The organism is Nesterenkonia aurantiaca (genome assembly GCF_004364585.1).
Taxonomy (GTDB): domain Bacteria; phylum Actinomycetota; class Actinomycetes; order Actinomycetales; family Micrococcaceae; genus Nesterenkonia; species Nesterenkonia aurantiaca.
This window is the reverse complement of the sequence record NZ_SOAN01000003.1, coordinates 22240-43298: the sequence shown is the minus strand read 5'-3', so window position 1 is coordinate 43298 and position 21059 is coordinate 22240. Positions and strand designations below refer to the sequence as shown.

Here is a 21059-nt window from a genome sequence, read left to right as displayed (position 1 = left end):
CCCACTCTCGGTCACGCATCGACAACTGTCAATGTATTGGACAGAATGGGGCGTGACCCAGAACGGAGCCCAGTGACTGACCAGGTTGAACCATCCCCTGACACCACCTCCGAACCACCCGCACATGTGCCGATCGCGATCATCGGTGGGGGCCAGTCCGGGCTCGCCACGGGTTTCTATCTCCGCCGAGCCGGCCTCACACCAGGTGAAGACTTCGCGATCCTCGATGCCGCCGAGAGCCCCGGTGGCGCCTGGCCCCGCATGTGGGAAGGGCTGCGCACGTTCTCGCCGTCCTCGTCCTCCTCTCTGCCCGGGTGGATGATGCCGTCCTGGGACGAGTCCGAGCACGGATACCCGCCACGCGCCCACGTCGTGGACTACCTCACCCGATACGAGCAGCGCTACGACCTCAAGGTCTTCCGTCCCCGGCGGGTCACCGCAGTGCGGACCCAGGACCAGGACCCCCAGGGACGGTTGGTCCTGACCGGGGAGAATCTCTCGATGACGGCGCAGACCGTGATCTCCACGACTGGGACCTGGGAACGGCCCTTCTGGCCGGTCTACCCCGGAATGCGGGGCTTCTCCGGGAGGCAGCTGCACGCTGCGGACTATGTGCACCCCCGGGACTTCGAGGGCCGGCGAGTGATCGTCGTCGGCGGAGGCAACTCCGCCGCCCAGATACTGGCCGAGGTGTCCAGCGTGGCGGAGACGACGTGGGTCTGCAGCCGGCCGCCGAGGTTTCTCCCCGACGACGTCGACGGTCGGGCGCTCTTCGCCGCCGCCACAGCCCGCATCCGGGCGCTGGAACAGGGCCGGGAACACGCAGGGGTGGCCGGACTCGGCGACATCGTGATGATCCCCTCGGTGCGCGAGGCGCGCGACCGCGGCGCCCTGCGCGCCAGCCCGATGTTCAACCGCCTGACCCCCTCCGGAGTGGCCTGGGAGAACGGTGACGCTCAGGATGCCGACGTCATCATCTGGTGCACCGGGTTCCGCCCAGCGCTGCATCACCTTCAGCCGCTTGGACTGCGGGATGCCCACGGCCACGTTCCGGTCGGCGGACCCTCCAAGACCCAGGTCATCGGTGACCCGCGGCTCTACCTCCTGGGCTATGGGGACTGGACCGGCACGGCGTCGGCCACCCTGGTCGGGGTGGGCCCCTTCGCCAAGGCCACGGCCAGGGCTGTCACTGGCACCTGAGGCCTGCGGCGTGAGGGTCAGCGGGGCGCGTCGGACACCACCAGGCCCAGGTGATCCGCCAGTGAGGGGGCCAGCTCCACCAGCTGTTCCTCACTGATCACCGCTCCCTTGAGTCCGGCGAGCCCGACGATCCGACTCAGCGCGGCGCCGCGCAGGTCGACGTCTTTCAGTCGGGCGTCTCGCACCTCCAGCGTACCCACGGTGCAGTCGGAGAACTTCACCCGAGTGGCGCGGGCGCCGGAGATGTCCAGCTCAGCGATGGTGCAGTGTTCGAACAAGACATCCGCCAGGACAGCATTGCGCAGATTCACCAGGTCCAGCTTGCAGCCGCGCAGCACCAGCCCGCTGATCCCGGCATCGTAGAGTTCTGCGACCCCGAAGCGGCTGCCCTCTACCGAGACGTCCCGCCAGGTGGATCGGGGGGCCTTCAGATGTGGGGCGTTCACCCGCTCCCAGCTCGATTCCAACACCGAGGCCGCGGAGAAGTCTGTGTCGGCGAGCGCCACGGATCGCAGCAGGCATTCGGTGAGTCTGCCGCCGGAGAGATCCATCCCGGAGAGGTCCGCATCCTCTAAGCGGATGCGGTCCGCCTGCCCGGTGCGCTCCAACGCCTCGACGCTGCCTGCCTCTAGGTCACCCCCTCGGAACGAACGGAGTTTGGGGCCTTGAATCGGTCGCATCTGCCTGCCTCTCAGTCGGGCTCAGCCTAGCCCCGCGGGCGGACATCGCCCGGTGTTACAGTGCCAAGATGGACCTTCGAGTAGCTGCCTATGCCGTCATCACGGACCACGATGGGCGGATGCTGCTGCCGCATTGGCATGTCAGCGGCACCGCCAAGGGCTGGACTCTTCCCGGTGGCGGGCTGGACCCGGGTGAGGACCCGGCCGACGGCGTCGTCCGAGAGGTCTTCGAGGAATCAGGCTACGAGGCCGAGGTCCAGGAGCTGCTGGGCATCGATAACTTCATCATCCCGGGGAATCGTCGGATCCATGAGAGCGAACGCGGGACCGCGCTGCAGAATCTGCGCATCATCTACCGGGCGCGGGTCACCGGCGGCTCCCTGACCGTGGAGCCGGACGGATCCACCGACGCCGTGCGCTGGTTCAGCCACGCGGAGATCGACGGTCTGCACCGGGTCTCGCTGGTCGACGTCGGCCGCCGCTTCGCGGGACTGCTGAGCAGCGCCTCGCACTGACCCACCGCACTGACCCGCGGCTGATCCGACCTCCCGCTCAGACCGCCGCGTCTGCGGCGTCCCGGAGCGCCTCCCTGACCTGGTCGGCCCGGCGGCGCACCGCCACCAGCTCCCCGTGGCCCAGCCGCACCATTGCGGCGGCTTCGGCGGTGGTGGCCAGGTGATTGGCCGCCCGGGAGAGCGAGGAATGCAGCTTGGTGGCTCCGCCGGGCACCTGGAGGCCATCGCTGAAGTGGCTGACCTGCGCCTTCCGGCAGAGCTCGTAGACGGTGTCCAGCGCCTCGGCCAGCTCGTCGCCGATCAGCACCAGCTGGCTGTAGGTCGCATCGTCGGCCACCCCGTCGATGACCTGGTGATACCGGTCCAGACCCCGGACGTAGCGGTCATGGGCCTGACGCCACAGTCCCTTGCCCAGCTCTTTGTCGAGGCGACGGGCGCGGCGGCGGCGGGGAAAGAGCTTCATCATGATGCGCAAAAGTCTATCGAATCGCGCCCTCCCCCTATCTTGAGGGGCGGATTCTCCGACTTGTTGGGCCCGAAAACCGCCCCAACTACTCGGAGATTCCGCCCCTCAACGCAGGGGGGTCACTTCATGGTGAGCAGGATCTTGCCGGTGTGGGTGCCGGAGTCGAAGTACTCATGCGCCGCGGCGGCCTGTTCCAGCGGGAAGGTCTTGTCCGTCTGGATCGTGATCTGCCCGGATTCGATCAGCGGCCAGATCTCCTCCCCCACGGCTTGGACGATCTCGGCCTTGGCTTCGGCCTCGCGGGCGCGCAGCGTGGTGGCGATGATGCGCAGCCGCTTGGCCAACATCAGGCCCAGGTCCAGCTCGGCGGTGCGCCCGCCCTGCAGCCCGATGATCACCAGCCGCCCGGCGGTGGCCAGTGAGCGCAGGTTCGTCTCGAGGTACTTCGCCCCGACGACGTCGAAGATCACATCCACCCCGCGACCCTCGGTGAGCTCCTGGACCCGCCCACCGAGGTCCTCCTCGCGGTAGTTGATCACGTGATCTGCCCCGAGTTCAACGGCGAGGCTCGCCTTCTGCGCGGAACCGACCGTGGTCAGCACCTTGGCCCCGAGCCCGTGCAGGTACTGCAGCGCGAAGGATCCGATGCCTCCGGTGCCGCCATGGACCAACACGCTGTCCCCGGGCTGCACCTGAGCCTCCCCGCGCAGATTCGAATGCACGGTGGCCGCCACCTCGATGAGACCGGCGGCATCGGTCAGGCTGACCCCTGCCGGGATCGGCAGCACGTGGCGGGCATCGACGACCACCTTCTCGGCGTAGCCACCTCCGGCCAGCAGCGCCACGACCTCCTTGCCGATCAGCTCCTGCACGGCCACGTCCGCACCGGGACCTGCCGCGAGGACTCGGCCTGAGACTTCCAGCCCGGGAATCTCCGAGGCGCCCATCGGCGGCGGATACGCCCCGAGGCGCTGCATCACATCGGCACGGTTCAGTCCTGCGGCGGCGACCTCGATCAGCACCTGCCCCTCTGCGGGTGTGGGGTCTGCCTGGTCCGCGAGGGCGATGACCTCCGGTCCTCCGGCCTCGGTGTAGTGCACTGCTCTCATGCTCGCGCTCCTCAACTCGATCCGTCTCTGCGACTCACGTATAGTCTGTGTCTGGAGTTTTCCACGAAACACCGGAGAGCTCCACGCCGGCTGAAAAGCCCAGGAGCGCTGTCCGAGCGGCCGAAGGAGCTGGTCTTGAAAACCAGTGTGCGGCAACCCCGCACCGTGGGTTCGAATCCCACGCGCTCCGCTCTATGAGATGTGGGGTCCCGCAGCCGGGGCCCCACATCGGTCACTGTGGCGGGTGGCTGCAGCAGTTCAGAACGGTCTTCTTCCGCCCCGACCACGCGGACACCGGTGGTGAAGCGGAGGTGTGGATGCGCAAGGAATCGGCGGGGCCTGGACTGCTGAGCATCCTGCTCGGCGCCGTGGCTGCAGGCCCGCTGCTGCTCTACGGGCTCAGCGCCACCAGCGAAGCGATCATCACCGACCTCGGGATCAGCGAGGCGCAGTTCGGACTGCTGGCCACCGTCTGTTTCGCCTGCGCCGCGGTCGGCAACGCCACGTTGGGCCGACTCGCCGATCGGCGCTCCGATCTCACGCTCATGACAGCTGTCTTTCTGATCGCCGCCCTTGCCCTGGGCCTCGCCGGGGTCCCCGGCGGATATCTGGTGCTCCTCATCGCCGCCGGCCTCTCCGGTGTCGCCCAGTCCTTCACCAACGGGGTCACCAACCGGATCCTGCTCGAACGGGTCCCGGCGAGCAAGCGCATCGGCTGGGTCGGGGTCAAGCAGTCCGGAGTCCAGGTCAGCCAGCTGGTGGCCAGCCTGAGCTTTCCGCTGCTCGCGGTGCTGGTCGGCTGGCGCGGCACAGCCCTGCTCACGGCCCTGCTGCCGCTGCTGCTGCTGCTCCTCACCTGGCGCATTCTGCGCACCGTCCCGCTGCTGCACCCCACCCGCGAGGCCAGGCCAAGCTCAGAGGGTTCGACCTCCGGCAGCTCCGACGCCTCCGCAGAGTCCCCCGCCGCACCCCGCGGGCACTCGGCCGCCGTCTGGGCGCTGGCCGCGTTCGGCTGCCTCAACGGGATCGGCGTGCAGGCCACCAACGTCTATCTGCCGCTCTTCGCGGTCCGCGAGCTCGATTTCTCACTGATCCTCGGCGGCGCCACGGCCGCCGTCGCCGGCGTGGTCGGGGTGACCGCTCGGATCGGCTGGGCTCGGGTGATGGCCCGAGGCACCTCCGGGCCGCTGCTTCTGCTGATCCTGGCGCTGACCGCGTTGGCCGGCGTGGGCGCCTTCCTCGGCGCCGACGCCACCGGCTGGGCTGCGCTGCTCTGGACCGCGGTGGTGCTCCACGGCGCCTCGGCGCTCGGGGTCTCGGTGGTGCTGATGAGCGTGCTGCTGCGCAGCATCCCCTCGGCGAAGATGGCCTCCTCTTCCGGGGTGGTCACCGCCGGGATGTTCGCCGGGTTCGCGATCGGCCCGCTGGGCATGGGTCTGCTGATCAGCTCCGGCGGCGGCTTCACGCTGGGCTGGATGGCGGTCGGAGTGGTCTACCTGCTCTCCACGCTGCTGGCCGTGATCCTGGTCAGCCGCCGCCGTCGGCCTGGCAGCGCCTGACCGGGGAACCTGCTCTCGGGGCAGGGCACCCGGAGGTTGTTGAGCAGGTTCGCCAGACCAGTACAGTGACACCAGAACAGACCCTACCCAGGAGGTTCCCCATGACCGGCCACACTCCCCCGCAGGACGTCGCGCACGCCGCCCAGCGCGCCCTGAGCTGGATCGACGAGGGCAAGGCCGGCAAGGGCTTCACCGACACCGGACGCCACCGGGCCGAAGAGCTCGCCGAGCGCTCCGAGGTGCCGCTGGAGCACATCCACAAGATGCGCCAGTACTTCGCCCGGCATACCGTGGACCGCGAAGCCGAGGGCTTCCACCACGGACAGGACGGCTACCCCAGCCCCGGCCGGGTCGCCTGGGACGCCTGGGGTGGGGACCCCGGTGAGACCTGGGCCAACCGGGAGAAGTTCGACGACGCCGACTGATCCTCCACCGCAGCAGAGAGCAGGCACCACCATGGCATTCAGCAAGGGCGATAAGGTCTCCTGGAACACCCCGCAGGGCAAGACCCACGGGACCGTGACGAGCAAGCACAGCAAGGACCTGGAGTTCCAGGGGCAGACCTTCCGGGCCTCCGCGGAGGACCCGGTCTACCTGGTGGAGTCCGAGAAGACCGGCGCCGAGGCCGCGCACCATGAGAAGGCGCTGGATAAACGCTGACCGTGACGCCCTGCCTGTATCAGCGCTGCTGCTGCGCGATACGCGACGGAGACCGCACGAAGAACGCACCGACCACGGCCGCCAGCGACACGATCCCGGCGATCATGAACGCCGACTGCGCACCGGAGGCCTGCGCCGCGATCTCCCCGAGCGAGCCCGATTCCTGAGCCGCGACTCGGGACATCGTGGTGATCAGCAATGCCACGCCGACGGCGCCACCCACCTGTTGCAGAGTGTTCAGCACCGCGGAGCCGTGGGAGTACAGGCTGGGCCGCAGCGAGCTCAGCGAGGCTGAGAACAGCGGGGTGAAGGACATCGCCAGGCCGATGGACATCGCGATCTGGATGCTGGCCAGCAGCGCGACCGGGGTGTTCTCACCCACCAGGCTGTAGGACCAGAGCCCGGCCGAGACCAGCATGGTGCCCGGAATCAGCAGCGGCCGTGGGCCGCGGGCGTCGTAGATGCGTCCCACGATGGGGCCCAGGATGCCCATCACCACGGAGCCCGGCAGAACGATCAGTCCCGCCTGGGTGGCCGAGAGGCCGACAACGTTCTGCAGGTAGAGCGGCAGCAGCGTGAGGCTGCCGAACATCGCCAGCGCGAGGATCGTCATCACCACGACCGCCATCGTGAAGTTCACCGAGCGGAACACCCGCAGGTCCAGCAGCGCCTGCTCGCGGCGCTGCAGCCGAAGCTGGCGCCACACGAACAGCGCGAGGGACACCACGGCGGCGACGAGCATCAGCGCAATCACGCTGGTCGGGGTGTCTGCGGACTCGGTGCCGTGTGCGCTGCCGAGCTGGCTCAGCGCGAAGACCGCGCCGCCGAAGCCCAGGGCGGAGAGAATGACCGAGGCCACGTCGATGCGCTTGTACTGCGACTCCCCCAGGTTCAGCATCCACTTCGCGCCGATCAGCAGCGCGATCACTGCAATGGGCAGAATCAGCCCGAAGATCCAGCGCCAGTTCAACGAGTCTAGGATCAGACCCGAGACGGTGGGACCGATGGCGGGGGCCAGCGCCATCACGATGCCGGCCCGGCCCATGATCCGGCCGCGAGAGTGCTCGGGAACCACGTTCATCACGGTGGTCATCAGCAGCGGCATCATGATCGCGGTGCCTGAGGCCTGCACGATCCGTCCCAGCAGCAGCACGCTGAATCCGGGGGCGAGGAGGCATATCAGCGTCCCAAGGGTGAACAGGGTCATCGCCGTCAGGTAGACGCCGCGGGTGCTGAATCGCTGCAGGACCAGGCCGGTGACCGGGATGACGACCGCCATGGTCAGCATGAACGCGCTGGTCAGCCACTGCCCCAGCGAGGGATCGATCCCCAGCTCCACGTTGAGCTGCGGGATCGCGATCCCCATGGTTGTTTCGTTGAGGATTGCGACGAATGCAGAGATCAGCAGCAGCCAGATGACTCGCATGCCTCGAGGATCGATCACTTCTGGCCGCGTTTCGGCCGCTGTGCTGAGAGACACTGTTGAACTCCTTGGAAGAAAACCACGCGAGGGACCGGCGCGGAGAGGGGAAGCCCCACGCAGAGACACTATATGACTATCGTGGCAGAGTCTGCCAGAACCGACAGTTAGACTGGACACATGGGTGAATCGATCGGTATCAGGGAGCGGGCGCGCGGGGCCCTGCGCGGAGAGCTGGCGGATGTCGCCCTGCGACTCTTCGAGGAGCGCGGCTACGACGAGACTCCCGTCGATGACATCGCCTCCACCGCGGGCATCTCACCGCGGACCTTCTATCGCTACTTCGGCACCAAGGAGGAGGTGCTCTTCGGGGACCTGCCGCCGACCAGCGGCGACCTGCCCGCGCTGCTTCAGGACCACCTCACCCGACTGGGCCCCTGGGAATCGCTGCACCAGACGCTGCGCCACGTCGCGGAGAACATCCGCACCGAGCGCGGCCGCTGGTCCCGACTGCTGCGCGTGGTCAACACCAGTGACTCGCTGCGCGCCGGACACCTCGAACAACAGATGAACCTGGCTCAGTCCTTGATCCCGACGCTGGCCCCGGCGATTCAGGGGCAGGCGGCCTGGCGCGATCTGCGCGCGCGGGTGCTGGTCTACACCGCGCTGACCTGCTTCGACACCGCGTTCTCGCACTGGGCCGAGCACGAGGGTGATATCGAGATGCTCGAAGCTCTGGACATCGCGTTCGCGACTGTGCCGAATGCCGATTCCGCGCAGTCCTGAATCTGGGGCTGTCGGGTTCTAGGGAGCCGGCGTTCTGGGACACGCGGGTCCCAGCGCGATCACCTCTGGCAGGACGGGCAGAAGTAGATCACGCGATCTTCCACGGCGGCTTTGCGCAGCTCGGCCTCGCCGAGCTCACTCTTGCGCAACCGGGTCCCACAGCGCATGCAGGGCTTGCCGCCGCGCCCGTAGACCCAATACGGCGGCCCCGAGGTGGGGTTGGCGGTGGTGCATCGCCGGATCCGCAGCCGATTCACCGTCAGCAGCTTCTCGCTGAGCTCGATCACCCGCGCGAGGTTCGCCACCTCCGCCACGGGACGACTGGGCAGGATCCCTGCCAGGAAACAGATCTCGCTGCGGAAGACGTTGCCCACGCCGGCCAGGTTGCTCTGATCCAGCAGGGCCACTCCGATGCTGCGTTGTGGCACCGACAGCAGCCGACGGGTCGCCTCGGCGGGATCCCAGTCCGGTCCGAGGAGATCAGGGCCCAGGTGGGCGAGCTTCTCCTGCTCCTCGGCCGCGGAGAGGATGTTCAGCTCTCCCAGTGAAAAGCCCACAGCTTCCTGGTCCTGGGTGCGCAGCACACAGCGCGCCGTATGGGCCGGACGACGCCAACGAGGTCGCGCGCCCGCAGCGTCGCGGAGATAGACGTGCCAGGTCCCCTCCATCTTCAGGTGGGAGTGCACCGTGAGATCACCGAACCGCATCACCAGGTGCTTGCCCCGGGCGATCACCTGCTCCACGGTCCGGCCGGAGAGATCGGCCGTGGCATGCTTCGGAACCCGGAAGTCGCTGGCCGTCAGCACCTTGCCGGCGAGGGCGGCGTGCAGCGCGGCCGCCTGCCGGAACACGGTATCTCCCTCAGGCACGTCAGGTCTCCGTCGCGGGCGCCACTGATGCCGTCACGGGTTCGCTGGAATCCATCGAGGAGAGGTCCGTGGAGGCGTACTGGTCATCCTGCATCCGCTCTTCTGGCTTGGCGCGGAGCTTCGGTGCCGGCGGCGTCCACGGCTTCAACCGTTGAAGCACTCGTCCGTAGAAGTCATCAATCGAGGTACCCACGGAATCGATGAACGATGACTTCGCCCGTGTGGACTTTGCGACACCCATTGGGTAGATATGCGTGATCTTGAAGCGGCTGATCTCTTTGTCGGTTTCCGGGGCCAACACCTTCTCATCCGCACGAATCTCACTGATGGGAGCGGCCAGTTTTCGACCTCGACCACTCGCCTCGATAACGACGTTCTCCAGGTCATCGGAGAGCTGCCGCATGAGCCACCGCACTCGGGTCTCACTGCGCGCGTGACCTGAAGCGGGCACGGTCACCGAGATGTGAATCTGTTGACCTCGAAGATCACATTTCACCTCGAGGTCGGCCACCGTGTCCGGGATGCGAATCTTCGCGGCCAGGCAACTGTCCGCCACCAGCTCTTCGACGAGTTCTGCCGTCCGCTCCTTGGGGTTCTGCAACTGTCGCCGGGGAAGCTGCGGGAAGACCTCTGTGCCCAACTTCTGCCCCAGCCTGAGACAGGTGTACCGAATGAGCGCATCAAACTTCGTGGCCACATCCACCACGTCAGGATCAGTCTTGCGCAGCACACCTTTTCTCGCGTCTTCCCGAACCTTGGTCCACGACGAACCCATGTCAGTGAACGCCAGCGCTCCAGAATTATCATGTTCCAAGTACCGAATGAGCTCACCGAGAATCCAGGCTTGATCCGGGTCTTGGACTCCGTGAACTTCTTTCTGCATCAAGGCGATGGAGACAATCCGCACCCATGAAAAGTGGTACACCGGCACGCTCTTGACCTTGCGCTTGTCGAGCACCAGCGGGTGGCTTCCCATCACGGGCGGAATCTCGTTGGAGATGGTGATGACGGCGTCGTAGCCGTTGTCCTTGGCCAGGTCGAGGTAGTTCTCGACCTGCTCCACTTCGAGGTGGTTGGACGAGGTCTTCACCTCGACGAGTGCGGTCCATTCTCGCTTGCCCCGGGACACTCGTATCACCCCATCCGGGCGCAGGGACTTCTTCCCGAGGTCAAAGGGGACTTCCACGTAGGTCTCGACGTGGCCGGCAGGAGCGCCACAGGGCTTCAACAATGCACGGCCGAACTCGTCGACAGCGCTGATGACTGCAAGCAGGGCGGAAGTAGCTCGTCGTTCCTGCTCGATCGGACTGCCGATGCCAGAGGTGGGAATCAGGCGGGCTTCATGCCAAGTCTTCGGAACCATTCGAATACCCCTTCGTACGCGAGAATTCACTCGAGCCTATAGGGATTCACAAATCAGGTGTGGAATCTTTCCGAAACTTTTAACCAAACGAGCTGATCGGGCAGGAACCGCCTGAGATCAGGTCTGGTTCTTGAAGACCACGAGGAACTTGCGGGCTTCCTCTTTGGTCAGCGGGGAGTGCGCCGAGAGCAGCTCTGCCGCCTGGTCCACCCGGTCATCGCGCAGCAACGCGTAGAGCTGATCGTGGACCCAAGGCTCGAGATCGTCGTGGGAGAGCGTGATCTTCTCCTCCCCGCGCTGGACCTCGAGGTGGAAGCCGGCCATCTCTTCTTCCTCGGTATCCCAGTCCTCCGGGATGGTCAGCTCGTCCTCGGGATTGAACCCGGACTCTTGCATCAGTCGCTTGGCCCGGGCATCCACGTCGTGAGGGGCGTCGGCGTCGCGGTGGGGCTTGTCGCCACCGGGGACGTTCGGGATCTGCTGGGAGTTCTCGCCGAGGATCTCGCCGGTATGCGGATCGGCCTCGCCGATGGGCTTGGCTGGATCCTGGGTGGACGCGTCACGCTCGGAGGAGTCTGCGTCCTCGCGGACTCCATCGATGGCGTCCTCCACCAGCTCCCCGTCGAGGACCTCATCCTCGGCTGCGGGGCGATCGCGGCGCTCCGCAGGGTTGGCGCTCGCGCCGCCGTCGGAGCCGGTCATCTCGTCTTCGACGCGCAGCTCTGAGGGCGCCTGCTGGGGGTAGGCATGCAACGCCTGGACCGCGATGATGCAGTCTTTGACCGGCGCGCCGGTGGACTGCTTGAAGATCGCCAGCGCACGCCGGCCATCCTCTGCGCCGATGGCGCGGTAGAGCTCGCGGTGTTGCTCGTCCGAGAGCGCCAGCGCCGCTTTGCGCGCGTTCTCCGGGGTCACAGCCACCTTGATGCCATCGTTGAGCTTCTGGGCCTGCCGCTGCATGAGCATGCGAATACCCAGGAACAGCACGACGCCGATTGCAAGGACCACCAGTATTTCCACACTGCTAGTCTACGTCGGTTCTCCTGGGCGCGGGCTAGATGAACCCTGCTCACGTACGATAATCCACGTGACTATTGATCTTTCAGCCTCATTCAAGGCATATGACGTCCGCGGACTTGTGGACGAGACCATCACCGAAGAGTCCGTGCGAGCCGTGGGTGCCGCCTTCGTCGACGTCCTCGGACTCGCCGGACAGACCGTGCTGGTCGGCGGTGACATGCGGGCCTCCTCCGCTGACTTCGCCGCGGCCTTCACCCAGGGGGCCAATTCCCGCGGAGCGAATGTGACGCAATTGGGGCTGGTCTCCACGGACATGCTCTACTTCGCCTCAGGCACCATGGAGGCCCCCGGCGTGGTCTTCACCGCGAGTCATAACCCGGCGCAGTACAACGGGATGAAGATGACCAAGGCCGGAGCAGTGCCACTCTCCGCCGAGACCGGGCTCGAAGAGATCCGCGACGCCGCCCAGGCCTACCTCGACGCCGAGGAGATCCCCGCCGTCGACGAGCCCGGCTCGGTGAAGCTGATCAACATCCTGGCCCAGTACTCCGAGTACCTGCGCTCCCTGGTGGACCTCTCCGGGATCAGGCCGCTGAAGGTCGTCGTCGACGCCGCCAACGGCATGTCCGGGCTGACCACCGGCGCGGTGCTCGGCGATGACCTGCTGGCAGCACTGCCGCTGGAGATCACCCCGCTGTTCTTCGAGCTCGACGGCAGCTTCCCCAACCACCCGGCCAATCCGCTGGAGTCGGAGAACCTGCGCGACCTGCAGGCCAAGGTCCGCGATACCGGCGCTGACATCGGTCTGGCCTTCGACGGCGACGCGGACCGCTGCTTCGTGATCGATGAGCTGGGCGAGCCCGTCTCTCCCTCCGCGGTGACCGCCCTGGTGGCCCGACGCGAGATCACCCGCGCCCAGGCCGAGGGTGAAGAGACCCCCGTCGTCATCCATAACCTGATCACTTCCCGCGCGGTGCCCGAGGTCGTGGAACAGGCCGGCGGTCGCGCCGTGGAGACCCGCGTGGGCCACTCCTACATCAAGGCCGTCATGGCCGAGGAGCAGGCGATCTTCGGCGGTGAGCACTCCGCGCACTATTACTTCCGCGAGTTCTTCAACGCCGACACCGGCATGCTCGCCGCCATGCACGTGCTCGCCTCCCTGGGTGGCCAGGAGCGGCCCTTGAGCGAGCTGGCCGCGGAGTTCAACCCCTACTCGGCCTCCGGAGAGATCAACTCCGAGGTCGAGGACAAGGCCGGTGCCGCCGAGCGGGTCGAGGCGGCCTTCACCGACCGTGACGCGGAGATCTCGCACATGGACGGACTCACCGTCCGGGCCGTCGATGGCACCTGGTGGTTCAACCTGCGCCCCTCCAACACCGAACCGTTCCTGCGGTTCAACGGGGAGGCGCACAGCTCCGAGCAGATGGAAGCCGTGCGCGACGAGGTCCTGGAACTGGTCACGCAGAGCTGATCTGATCGCACGACCATCAGCTGAGCTCGGCACCTGCTGCCGGGCTCAGCTGCGGGTGAAGCAGCTCAGTCAACTCCGAGTGGAGCGCTTCAGCAGCCACAGCAGGTACGGCGGGCCCAGCACCGCGACCACCAGTCCGGCGGGCAGCTGGTCCGGGGCGATCACGGTGCGCCCGAAGGTGTCCGAGACTGAGACCAGCACCGCGCCCAACATTGCGGCAACCGGCAGGAACCAGCGGTGCTCCCGGCCCACCAGCATCCGCGCCATATGTGGGGCGGCCAGGCCCACGAAGCTGATCACGCCCACGCCGACCACTGCCACCGCAGAGAGCAGCACCGCGATGATCAGCGCGGTGGCGCGCACACCGGAGAGTCGCACCCCGAGGATCCGCGGGGTCAGGTCATCGATGCTGATCAGATCCAGCTCCCGGCGCAGAAAGATCAGCACCGGGATGGAGAGCAGCAGCATCAGCAGGATCGGGGTGAGATCGCTCCAGGTGGTCCCAAAGGTGGAGCCGCCCAGGAACGAGATCGCCATCGCCTGGTTATAGGGGTTCGTGGAGGAGATCAGCAGCTGAGTGATCGCCTGCGCGGCGGTCATGACTCCGATTCCGACCAGCACCACCTTCTCCGGGGAGCTCCCTCGGGACCCCGCGAGCAGGAAGACCACCAGCCCGGCGAGCACCGCGCCCACCGCCGCTCCGGCAGACATGGTCCAGGCGGAGGTGTTGAACAGGATCAGCGCGACCACCGCGCCGGCGCCTCCGGAGGCGGCCACGCCGAGGATGCCAGGGTCCGCCAGCGGGTTCCGGGTCACGGTCTGCACCAGCGCGCCGGCGATCGCGAGCACCGCACCGGCCAACACGGCTGCAGCGACGCGGGGACTGCGGAAGTCTAGGGTGACCTCGATGGCACGAGCGGCCTCCCCGGAGAGCCACAGCTGGACGTCACCGAGGCGCAGCCACCAGTCCCCCAGCAGCATGCCGACCCCGGCGAGCACCATCAGCAGCACCGCGGCGCCGATCGTGAGCGTGACCCGGCGGCTCAGGGTGATCCCATGGGGCAGCGGCATCGTGGAGATCTCCTGATTGCCGCCGGCGCTGCGCATCCGCAGCGCCAGGACCACCAGGAACACCGCACCCACCAGCGAGGTGACCACGCCGGTGGGGATGGCCACGGCCAGGTTCGGACCGGCCACGGCGAAGACCAGGGCGCGGACCGCGACGTCGGCGCCGATCACGATGAGCGCACCCAGCAGAGCGGAGGCGCTCAATGCCCAGGTGAAGCGGCCCAGCCGGCTGACCCGCGTCGCGAGAAGCCGCACGATCGCCGGGGCACAGAGGCCCACGAAGCCCAGCGGGCCCACCATGGTCACCGCGGCCGCCGAGAGCGCCACCGCGCAGAGCAGCAGGCCCGCGCGCAGGAGCGCCACATTGACGCCCATGGACTGCGCGGCGTCTGCACCCAGGGAGAGCACATCGGTGCTGCGCGCGAGCAGCACCAGTCCGATGGTCGCGGCGATCACCACCGGCAGCAGCGGCAGCAGCCCGGAGAGCCCGGCCAGGTTCAACGTGCCGGCGCCCCAGAGGAACAGCCCCTGGGTGGACTGGGCGTAGAGCATCAGCAGCGCCGCGGTCACCGAGGCCAGCCCCATGGCCACCACGGTCCCGGCGAGCACCAGCCGGATCGGGGCATGTTCGGAGAACCCGGCGAGCAGCAGCACGACGCCGGCCGCCACGCCTCCGCCGAGGAAGGCCAGCGCCGCGGAGCTCAGCAGCGGCAGCGAGATCCCGAAAGCTGCGGCCGCTGTGAGCGCCAGATGCGCCCCCGCGTTGACCGCCAGAGTGTCCGGGGAGGCCAGCGGATTCCGCGTCATCGCCTGCAGCGCGCACCCGGCGATGCCGAGTGCGGCGCCCACCACGAGCCCTCCCACCAGTCGTGGCAGCCGCGAATCCAGCGCGAGTGCGCGCAGCTGGGCAGCGGAGGCGCCGTCGTCGGAGCTGAAGAGTGCCGCCAGCAGGTCCCAGGGAGAGGTGGCCGAGGTCCCCTGGGTCAGGTGGATCATCGAGAGCAGCCCCAGCAGCCCGGCGCCGATGACCAGCGCACCCAGGGCGGTGGCGCGCGCCTTCGCCGGGGACCCGGCGGGGCCTCGGGGAAGCGTCCTTGGCGCCTCGGCGGCACTCTTCAGTTCAGTCACTACTCTCCGGCGGTCTCGGCTGCGGTATCGGCCAGGTAGTCGATCCACTGACCGGCCGAGGCGGGGCCGCCATAGATCCAGATCTCCTCCACCGGGTGGGTGGCCTCATTCTCGACGAAGCCCAGTGAGGTCCAGACCGAGTTGTCCTCGAGCGCGGAGAACGGATCCTCGGGCTCGGTCTCGGCGGTCCACCAGTAGAGGATCGTGTCATCCTCGAGCGCGGTCAGACCCTCGATGTCGGACTGGCTGATCGCGAAGGCCTCATCCCCTTCGTCCTGCCAGGCCGATTCCAGGCCGATCTCCTCACCGAGGGTCTGCGCGAGGGCTCCTGGGCCGTGCATCCGGAAGGTCGCGGTGTTGCCCTCCACGGTCGGGTAGACCAGCACAAACGGAGTGCCGGCTGCCCCGGCGGCCTCGATGGCCTCGGCACCGGCGTCGCGGGTCTCCTCGAACTCGGCCCAGACCTCGTCGGCGCGGTCCTCGGCGCCGAGCAGCTCAGCGGTCATCCGGAAGTTGTCCTCCATATTCCCCAGCGGGTCCGAGGCGTCCGCCCCGGGCTGCAGCACCACTGGAGCGATCTCCTCGAGATCCTCCAGCAGGCCCTCCGGGACCGAGACGTCCACGCCGAGGATCAGGTCAGGATCGGCCTGTCCGATGGCCTCCAGGCTCGGCTCGGTGCGCAGCCCGACGTCGGTGGTGTCCTCGTCCAACGGCGCTGCGGAGTTCCACATCCCGTAGCCCTCAAGATCGGCCACGCCGACCTGGTTGCCGCCGAGGATCTCGACGTTCTCCGTCTGCGCCCATTCCAGGGTGACCACGCGTTGCGCCGGGGCGTCCAGGGTGATCTCTTCGCCGCGGTAGTCGGTCACGGTGACCGGGCCGGAGTCCGCGGCCGCGGCGTCCTCCTCGGTGTCTTCGACATCGGTGGTGCCACAGGCGGTCAGCGCCATCAGGACGACGGCGGCGGCCGCAGACGTCCTGCCGAGGCGGGGAGAGAGGTTCATGGTGGAGAGAGTTCCTTTCGGTAAGGGTCAAACAAGGTGTGGAAACTGTGGGTCAGGCAGGGGTGAAACAGGGCAAGGTGTGGCGAGGACGCGACCTGCGCGGATGCGGCGGGGAGGGATTGGCCGGGAGGAAATAGCGCAGAGGGTCAGGCGGAGAGCAGCGCCGGTTCTGCAAGCTCCTCGGCCCGGGCGCTCAGGCGCCTTCCGGAGCGCTGGGCGCGCACCGCGAGTCCGCCGAAAGGAAGCGTGGCCACCTGGATATCCACTCCGAAGGTGGCGCTGAGCCGTTCGGCGGTCATCACCTCGGCGGGGGTTCCGGTGGCGGTGATCCGTCCTTCCGAGACCAGGATGACGCGGTCGGCGATATCGGCGGCCTGCTCGAGATCGTGCAGCACCACCCCGATGGTCAGCCCGTGGGTGTCGGCGAGATCATGGATCAGATCCAGCAGGCTCATCTGGTGCTTGAGATCCAGGAACGTGGTGGGCTCATCGAGCAGCAGCACGTCGGTCTCTTGGGCCAGGCAGGTGGCGAGCCAGACCCGCTGGAGCTGTCCGCCGGAGAGCTCCGCAACCGGACGATGCCGCAGCTCTTCGAGGCCCGTCAGTGCGATGGCTCGTTCCACGGCCTTCTCGCAGGCCTGGTCCGTGCGGCTGAAACGCTTCCGGTGGGGATGTCGGCCGAGTTCGACCACTTCGGACACGGTCAGCCCGCCGGGGGTGGGGCGCTGCTGGGCGAGGATGGTGAGCCGCTTGGCGAAGGCCCTGGGCGAGAGCGCCGCACTGTCTGAGCCGTCCAGGGTCACGCGCCCCGTGGTGTGCGCGAGTCGGCAGATGCCGCGCAGCAGTGTGGACTTGCCGCTGCCATTGGGGCCGATCAGGGCGGTGACCCCGCCGGGGAGCAGCTCGACGCTGGCGTCGTGCACCACCGGGGAGGCTCCGTAGGAGACCGAGACAGACTCTGTCCGCAGCGTGGCGGGCGTTCGATTGATTGGCACATCTGCATGTTAGCAATTTCTGGGAAGGTTCACCTAACTTTGCGTCAAGAGTTCTGGCGGAGCAGTTCTCGGGACACCTCCCAGAGCCTTGCGGCGCTCTCCGGGTCCAGCGCGTAGTCCCTCACACCATGTGTGCCATTGACGATCTCCGGGACCGTCTCCGCCTCCTGGCAGTCCTCCAGATACAGCCCGCCGATCCCCTCGAGCAGGGGCGAGGCTGCGGCGAAGATCGATGTCGCGGCCCCCTGTGCCGGGGACTTCATGGCTATACCGGCGCGCTCGACATAGGACTTGGCTTCGGCGAGCGCCCGAGGCTCCCAGTGGCGCTGCAGGTTGGTCCAGATCCCACCGGGCATGACGGCGTTGGCCGTGATGCGCTCCGGCGCCCATCGGCGGGTGGCCTCCACGGCGAACAGCACATTGGCAGTCTTGGACTGCCCGTAGGCGTGCCCGGGGTCATAGGCTCCACGGTCGAAGAAGAGATCCTCATAGCGGATGTCTGACATGCCATGCCCGCTGGAGCTCACCGAGACGATCCTGCCGCCCCCGGCCGCGCGCAATCGTGGATGCAGCCCCAGCGCGAGCGCGAAGTGGCCCAGGTGGTTGGTGGCGAACTGAAGCTCCCAGCCCTGCGCGGTGCGCAGCTCGGGAGTCATCATGATGCCGGCGTTGTTGATCAGCAGATGCAGCGGACCGGAGAAGTCGCTCGTGAAACGACCTACCGAGTCCAGATCCGCCAGGTCCAGGCCCCGGACGTCGAGAGACGCCGCCGGGTGCGTGCGGAGAATGTCATCGGCGGCTCGGCGCCCGGCTGGCACGTCACGGACCGCGAGCACCACATGAGCACCGGCCCCTGCCAGGGCTCGGGCAGTCTCGATCCCGATCCCTGAGGATGCCCCGGTCACGACCGCTGACTTCCCTCGCAGATCGACCCGCTCCAGCACCTCCTCGGCGGTGCTGGTCGCGGTGAACGCAGAATTCGATGAAGAGATGAAGCGCGCCATGACGAAGGTCCTTCCAGCCCGGGGTCACATGAACCCCATCCTGCACCCATAAGCTGAACCCATGACAGTCTCCAGCCCGCTGCCCGAGACCCCGGACCCGGCGGACGCCGCCCCCGGGGAGCCCACGCTGACCATGCTCAACCCCGACTTCCCGTTCAGCTACGACCACTACCTGGAGCACCCGGCAGGGCTGGGCAGCCTCCCCGAACAGGCCCAGGGCACGGAGGTGGCCGTGATCGGGGCAGGGCTCGCCGGCGTCGTCGCCGCCTATGAGCTGATGAAGCTGGGGTGCAAACCGGTGATCTTCGAGGCCGGGGAGATCGGCGGCCGACTGAAGACCCAGTCCTTCGCCGCGGCCCCGGAGGTGGTGGCCGATCTGGGCGGGATGCGCTTCCCCACCTCGGGCAAGGCGTTCTATCACTACGTGGATCTGCTGGATCTGCCGACCCGGGAGTTCCCGAATCCGCTCACCGGGGCGGCCCCCTCCACGGTGATCGAGCTCAAGGGTCAGGCGTTCTACGCCGAAGATGCCAGCCACCTTCCGCCGTTCTTCGCCGAGGTGGCCCAGGCCTGGCAGCGCGCGCTCACCGAGGAGGCCGAGCTGGAGGCGGTGCAGCAGGCGATCTGCGCCCGCGATGTTCATACGCTGAAGCGGCTGTGGAACCAGCTGGTGGAGCGCTTCGACGATGAGTCCTTCTACGGCTTCCTCTCCTCCAGCCAGGCGTTCCAGGATCTGAGCTTCGAGCACCTGGAGGCCTTCGGACAGGTCGGCTTCGGCAGCGGGGGCTGGGACACCGACTTCACGAATTCGATCCTCGAGGTGCTGCGCGTGGTGTTCACCGGCGCCGATGATCACCACCGCAGCATCGACGGGGGTGCCCAGCGGCTGCCGGTCCAGCTGTGGAAGCACCGCCCCGAGCAGCTTGCCCACTGGTCCCCTGGAACCTCGCTGGAATCTCTGCATGGCGGGGCCCCTCGAGGTGCGGTCTCCGGGATCCATCGTGGCAGCAACCCGGCGCTGCCCGGCGGCGGGGTGCGGGTCACCGAGAAATGGGGCCGCACCCAGGAGTTCGCCGCCGCGGTGGTGACCTGCCAGTCCTGGCTGCTTTCGGCGCGGATCGACACCGATGAGAATCTCTTCGCTCCCTCGATGTGGACCGCGATCGAGAAGAGCCACTACATGCTCTCCTCCAAGACCTTTGTGATGGTGGACCGGCCCTTCTGGCGCGACATCGACCCGGAGACCGGGCGCCCGGTGATGTCCATGACGCTGACCGACCGGCTCCCCCGCGCCACCTACCTGCTGGATGAGGGCCCGGACCGGCCTGCCGCGATCCTGCTCAGCTATACCTGGAACGACGACGCCCTGAAGTGGCTCCCGCTGGACGCCTCCGAGCGGACCCGGCTGATGCTGCATTCACTGGCGAAGATCTACCCCGGGGTGGACATCGGGGCGCATATGGTCGGTGAGCCGATCACGGTCTCCTGGGAGGCCGACCCAAATTTCATGGGCGCCTTCAAGAACAACCTGCCCGGGCACTACCGCTACCAGGAGCGGCTCTTCGGGCACTTCGTCCAGGAGCAGCTGCCGGAGCACCAGCGCGGGGTGTTCCTCGCCGGCGACGACATCTCCTTCACCGCCGGTTGGGCCGACGGCGCGGTGACCACCGCGCTGAACGCGGTCTGGGGGGTGCTGCACCACCTGGGCGGGTCCGCCGCGGCGCAGAACCCCGGGCCGGGTGACGTCTGGGCGGATCTGGCCCCGATCCGGCTGGACTGAACGGCCGGACTGAACGGTTGGACTGGTCGCCCGGACTGGGCGGCCCGACTGGGTGGCCGGAATCGGTGGCCGGCTTGGGACCGCTACAGCCAGTTCCGGTGGAGCTCCGCGCGCCGATCCTGAAGGTAGTCCGCGCTGTCGGAACCTGCGTCCTGGCTCTGGTCCGGCAGGTCCACGACCAGCAAACCCGGTTCCACACCCAGCTCCCCCAGCGGCTGCCCTGCCGGGCCGACGACGACGCTGCCCCCGTCGAAGACCAGCCCGCCCTCCGGGCCGCAGTGGTTGGCATAGGCCAGGGTGATCCCATTCTCCACCGCGCGCGCGGGCAGCAGGATCCCCGGGACCGAGGTCTCGTCCCCGGCCAGAGCGGTGGGCACCAGCACCAGCTGGGCGCCGCGGGCTGCGGCGGCCCGGACCATCTCGGGGAACTCCACGTCGTAGCAGACCAGCAGGCTCAGCTGCCGTCCGCCCCAGCTGAGCACCGGCGGCGGCTGCTCGCCCGGGACGAAGGCGGCCTTCTCCTCGGGTCCGTAGAGCTGGACCTTCTGGTAGCTGGCAAGCACCTCTCCGTGTTCATCGGCGAGCTCGGCAGTGATCCCGCGCCGCTCGGGCCCCTCAGGGCCGGGAAGCGACCACACCAGCGCGATCCCGCGGTCCCGGGCGATACCGCGCAGTCTGGACCTCGCGGCGTCGACCTGTTCCGCGCTGACCTGGGCACGGATCTGAGACGGGACGTAGCCGAAGCCGAAGAGCTCCGGGGTGAGCAGCAGCTGGGCCCCCTGCTCGCTCGCCCGAGCCGCGGCGTCGTCGACCAGGTCCAGGTTGTGCTGCGGCTCCAACGGACGGGCGGTGTGCTGCATCAGCGCGATTCGCATGGGACCAGTATCCCCTGACCGATGCCCAGCTGGGCGGACTCCTTCAGAATCAGCCGGTCAGCACCTCACTCTTCCTGAGGGTCAGGC

General features: G+C 67.7%; 20 protein-coding genes and 1 tRNA gene. 9 read left to right on the top strand and 12 right to left on the bottom strand.

What is annotated here, in order from left to right; all coding sequences use genetic code 11:
- The first annotated feature begins 72 nt into the window (after positions 1-72).
- Positions 73-1200 (top strand): ArsO family NAD(P)H-dependent flavin-containing monooxygenase, encoded by a 1128-nt coding sequence (locus EV640_RS04840; RefSeq protein WP_243832233.1) that lies wholly within the window; start codon positions 73-75, stop codon positions 1198-1200.
- Between the two features lie 17 nt (positions 1201-1217).
- Here the strand turns inward: EV640_RS04840 and EV640_RS04835 are convergent, their stop codons facing one another.
- The gene (locus EV640_RS04835) at positions 1218-1808 is read right to left on the bottom strand and encodes a pentapeptide repeat-containing protein (protein ID WP_051500851.1); all 591 of its coding nucleotides are present in this window, start codon (positions 1806-1808) and stop codon (positions 1218-1220) included.
- 140 nt (positions 1809-1948) lie between these two features.
- Between EV640_RS04835 and EV640_RS04830 the strand changes: the two genes are divergently transcribed.
- A complete protein-coding gene (locus tag EV640_RS04830) occupies positions 1949-2395 on the top strand; it encodes an NUDIX hydrolase (RefSeq protein ID WP_036473807.1) in 447 nt (148 codons plus the stop codon).
- A 37-nt stretch (positions 2396-2432) separates the two neighbouring features.
- Here the strand turns inward: EV640_RS04830 and EV640_RS04825 are convergent, their stop codons facing one another.
- Together EV640_RS04825 and EV640_RS04820 are read right to left on the bottom strand one after the other, a co-directional pair.
- The gene (locus tag EV640_RS04825; protein ID WP_341802705.1) at positions 2433-2861 is read right to left on the bottom strand and encodes a hypothetical protein; all 429 of its coding nucleotides are present in this window, start codon (positions 2859-2861) and stop codon (positions 2433-2435) included.
- 119 nt (positions 2862-2980) lie between these two features.
- Positions 2981-3970: an NAD(P)H-quinone oxidoreductase gene (locus tag EV640_RS04820; protein ID WP_133725961.1), complete on the bottom strand. Its 990-nt coding sequence runs from the start codon at positions 3968-3970 to the stop codon at positions 2981-2983.
- Positions 3971-4072: 102 nt separating this feature from the next.
- Between EV640_RS04820 and EV640_RS04815 the strand changes: the two genes are divergently transcribed.
- The 4 genes from EV640_RS04815 to EV640_RS04800 all read left to right on the top strand — a co-directional run bounded on the left by EV640_RS04815 (position 4073) and on the right by EV640_RS04800 (position 6189).
- Positions 4073-4160 (top strand) — tRNA-Ser (locus EV640_RS04815).
- 127 nt (positions 4161-4287) lie between these two features.
- On the top strand, positions 4288-5529 hold the full coding sequence (locus EV640_RS04810; RefSeq protein ID WP_133725960.1) for an MFS transporter: 1242 nt from the start codon (positions 4288-4290) through the stop codon (positions 5527-5529).
- A 101-nt stretch (positions 5530-5630) separates the two neighbouring features.
- Positions 5631-5954 (top strand): hypothetical protein, encoded by a 324-nt coding sequence (locus tag EV640_RS04805; protein ID WP_133725959.1) that lies wholly within the window; start codon positions 5631-5633, stop codon positions 5952-5954.
- A gap of 31 nt (positions 5955-5985) precedes the next feature.
- Positions 5986-6189 (top strand): hypervirulence associated TUDOR domain-containing protein, encoded by a 204-nt coding sequence (locus EV640_RS04800; RefSeq protein ID WP_133725958.1) that lies wholly within the window; start codon positions 5986-5988, stop codon positions 6187-6189.
- Between the two features lie 19 nt (positions 6190-6208).
- Here EV640_RS04800 and EV640_RS04795 read toward each other — a convergent pair whose 3' ends face one another.
- Positions 6209-7615, bottom strand: a complete 1407-nt coding sequence (locus EV640_RS04795; RefSeq protein WP_133725957.1) for an MDR family MFS transporter — start codon at positions 7613-7615, stop codon at positions 6209-6211.
- Positions 7616-7789: 174 nt separating this feature from the next.
- Between EV640_RS04795 and EV640_RS04790 the strand changes: the two genes are divergently transcribed.
- Entirely contained in the window at positions 7790-8395 is a 606-nt protein-coding gene (locus EV640_RS04790) for a TetR family transcriptional regulator (RefSeq protein WP_133725956.1), read from the top strand.
- A gap of 59 nt (positions 8396-8454) precedes the next feature.
- Here EV640_RS04790 and EV640_RS04785 read toward each other — a convergent pair whose 3' ends face one another.
- From EV640_RS04785 to EV640_RS04775, 3 genes are all read right to left on the bottom strand, one after another.
- Entirely contained in the window at positions 8455-9264 is an 810-nt protein-coding gene (locus tag EV640_RS04785; RefSeq protein WP_133725955.1) for a DNA-formamidopyrimidine glycosylase family protein, read from the bottom strand.
- Position 9265: 1 nt separating this feature from the next.
- Positions 9266-10627, bottom strand: a complete 1362-nt coding sequence (locus EV640_RS04780) for a hypothetical protein (RefSeq protein ID WP_243832232.1) — start codon at positions 10625-10627, stop codon at positions 9266-9268.
- A 117-nt stretch (positions 10628-10744) separates the two neighbouring features.
- On the bottom strand, positions 10745-11647 hold the full coding sequence (locus tag EV640_RS04775; protein WP_133725954.1) for a hypothetical protein: 903 nt from the start codon (positions 11645-11647) through the stop codon (positions 10745-10747).
- A 67-nt stretch (positions 11648-11714) separates the two neighbouring features.
- Here EV640_RS04775 and EV640_RS04770 point away from each other — a divergent pair, with 67 nt between their 5' ends.
- Positions 11715-13118 carry a phosphomannomutase/phosphoglucomutase gene (locus EV640_RS04770; RefSeq protein WP_243832231.1) on the top strand — a complete coding sequence of 468 codons (1404 nt, stop codon included), beginning with the start codon at positions 11715-11717 and terminating at the stop codon, positions 13116-13118.
- Between the two features lie 69 nt (positions 13119-13187).
- Here EV640_RS04770 and EV640_RS04765 read toward each other — a convergent pair whose 3' ends face one another.
- From EV640_RS04765 to EV640_RS04750, 4 genes are all read right to left on the bottom strand, one after another.
- The gene (locus EV640_RS04765; RefSeq protein ID WP_243832230.1) at positions 13188-15314 is read right to left on the bottom strand and encodes an iron ABC transporter permease; all 2127 of its coding nucleotides are present in this window, start codon (positions 15312-15314) and stop codon (positions 13188-13190) included.
- Positions 15314-16318: an ABC transporter substrate-binding protein gene (locus EV640_RS04760; protein ID WP_133725952.1), complete on the bottom strand. Its 1005-nt coding sequence runs from the start codon at positions 16316-16318 to the stop codon at positions 15314-15316. Before EV640_RS04760 ends, EV640_RS04765 begins: the two co-directional genes overlap by 1 nt.
- Positions 16319-16464: 146 nt before the next feature.
- Positions 16465-17313: an ABC transporter ATP-binding protein gene (locus tag EV640_RS04755; protein WP_235180928.1), complete on the bottom strand. Its 849-nt coding sequence runs from the start codon at positions 17311-17313 to the stop codon at positions 16465-16467.
- A 44-nt stretch (positions 17314-17357) separates the two neighbouring features.
- Complete coding sequence (locus EV640_RS04750; protein WP_036473796.1) at positions 17358-18317, bottom strand: SDR family NAD(P)-dependent oxidoreductase; 960 nt, start codon at positions 18315-18317, stop codon at positions 17358-17360.
- A 61-nt stretch (positions 18318-18378) separates the two neighbouring features.
- Between EV640_RS04750 and EV640_RS04745 the strand changes: the two genes are divergently transcribed.
- Positions 18379-20097, top strand: a complete 1719-nt coding sequence (locus EV640_RS04745) for a flavin monoamine oxidase family protein (protein ID WP_208292186.1) — start codon at positions 18379-18381, stop codon at positions 20095-20097.
- Between the two features lie 83 nt (positions 20098-20180).
- Here EV640_RS04745 and EV640_RS04740 read toward each other — a convergent pair whose 3' ends face one another.
- A complete protein-coding gene (locus tag EV640_RS04740) occupies positions 20181-20972 on the bottom strand; it encodes a carbon-nitrogen hydrolase family protein (protein WP_036473794.1) in 792 nt (263 codons plus the stop codon).
- Between the last annotated feature and the right edge of the window lie 87 nt (positions 20973-21059).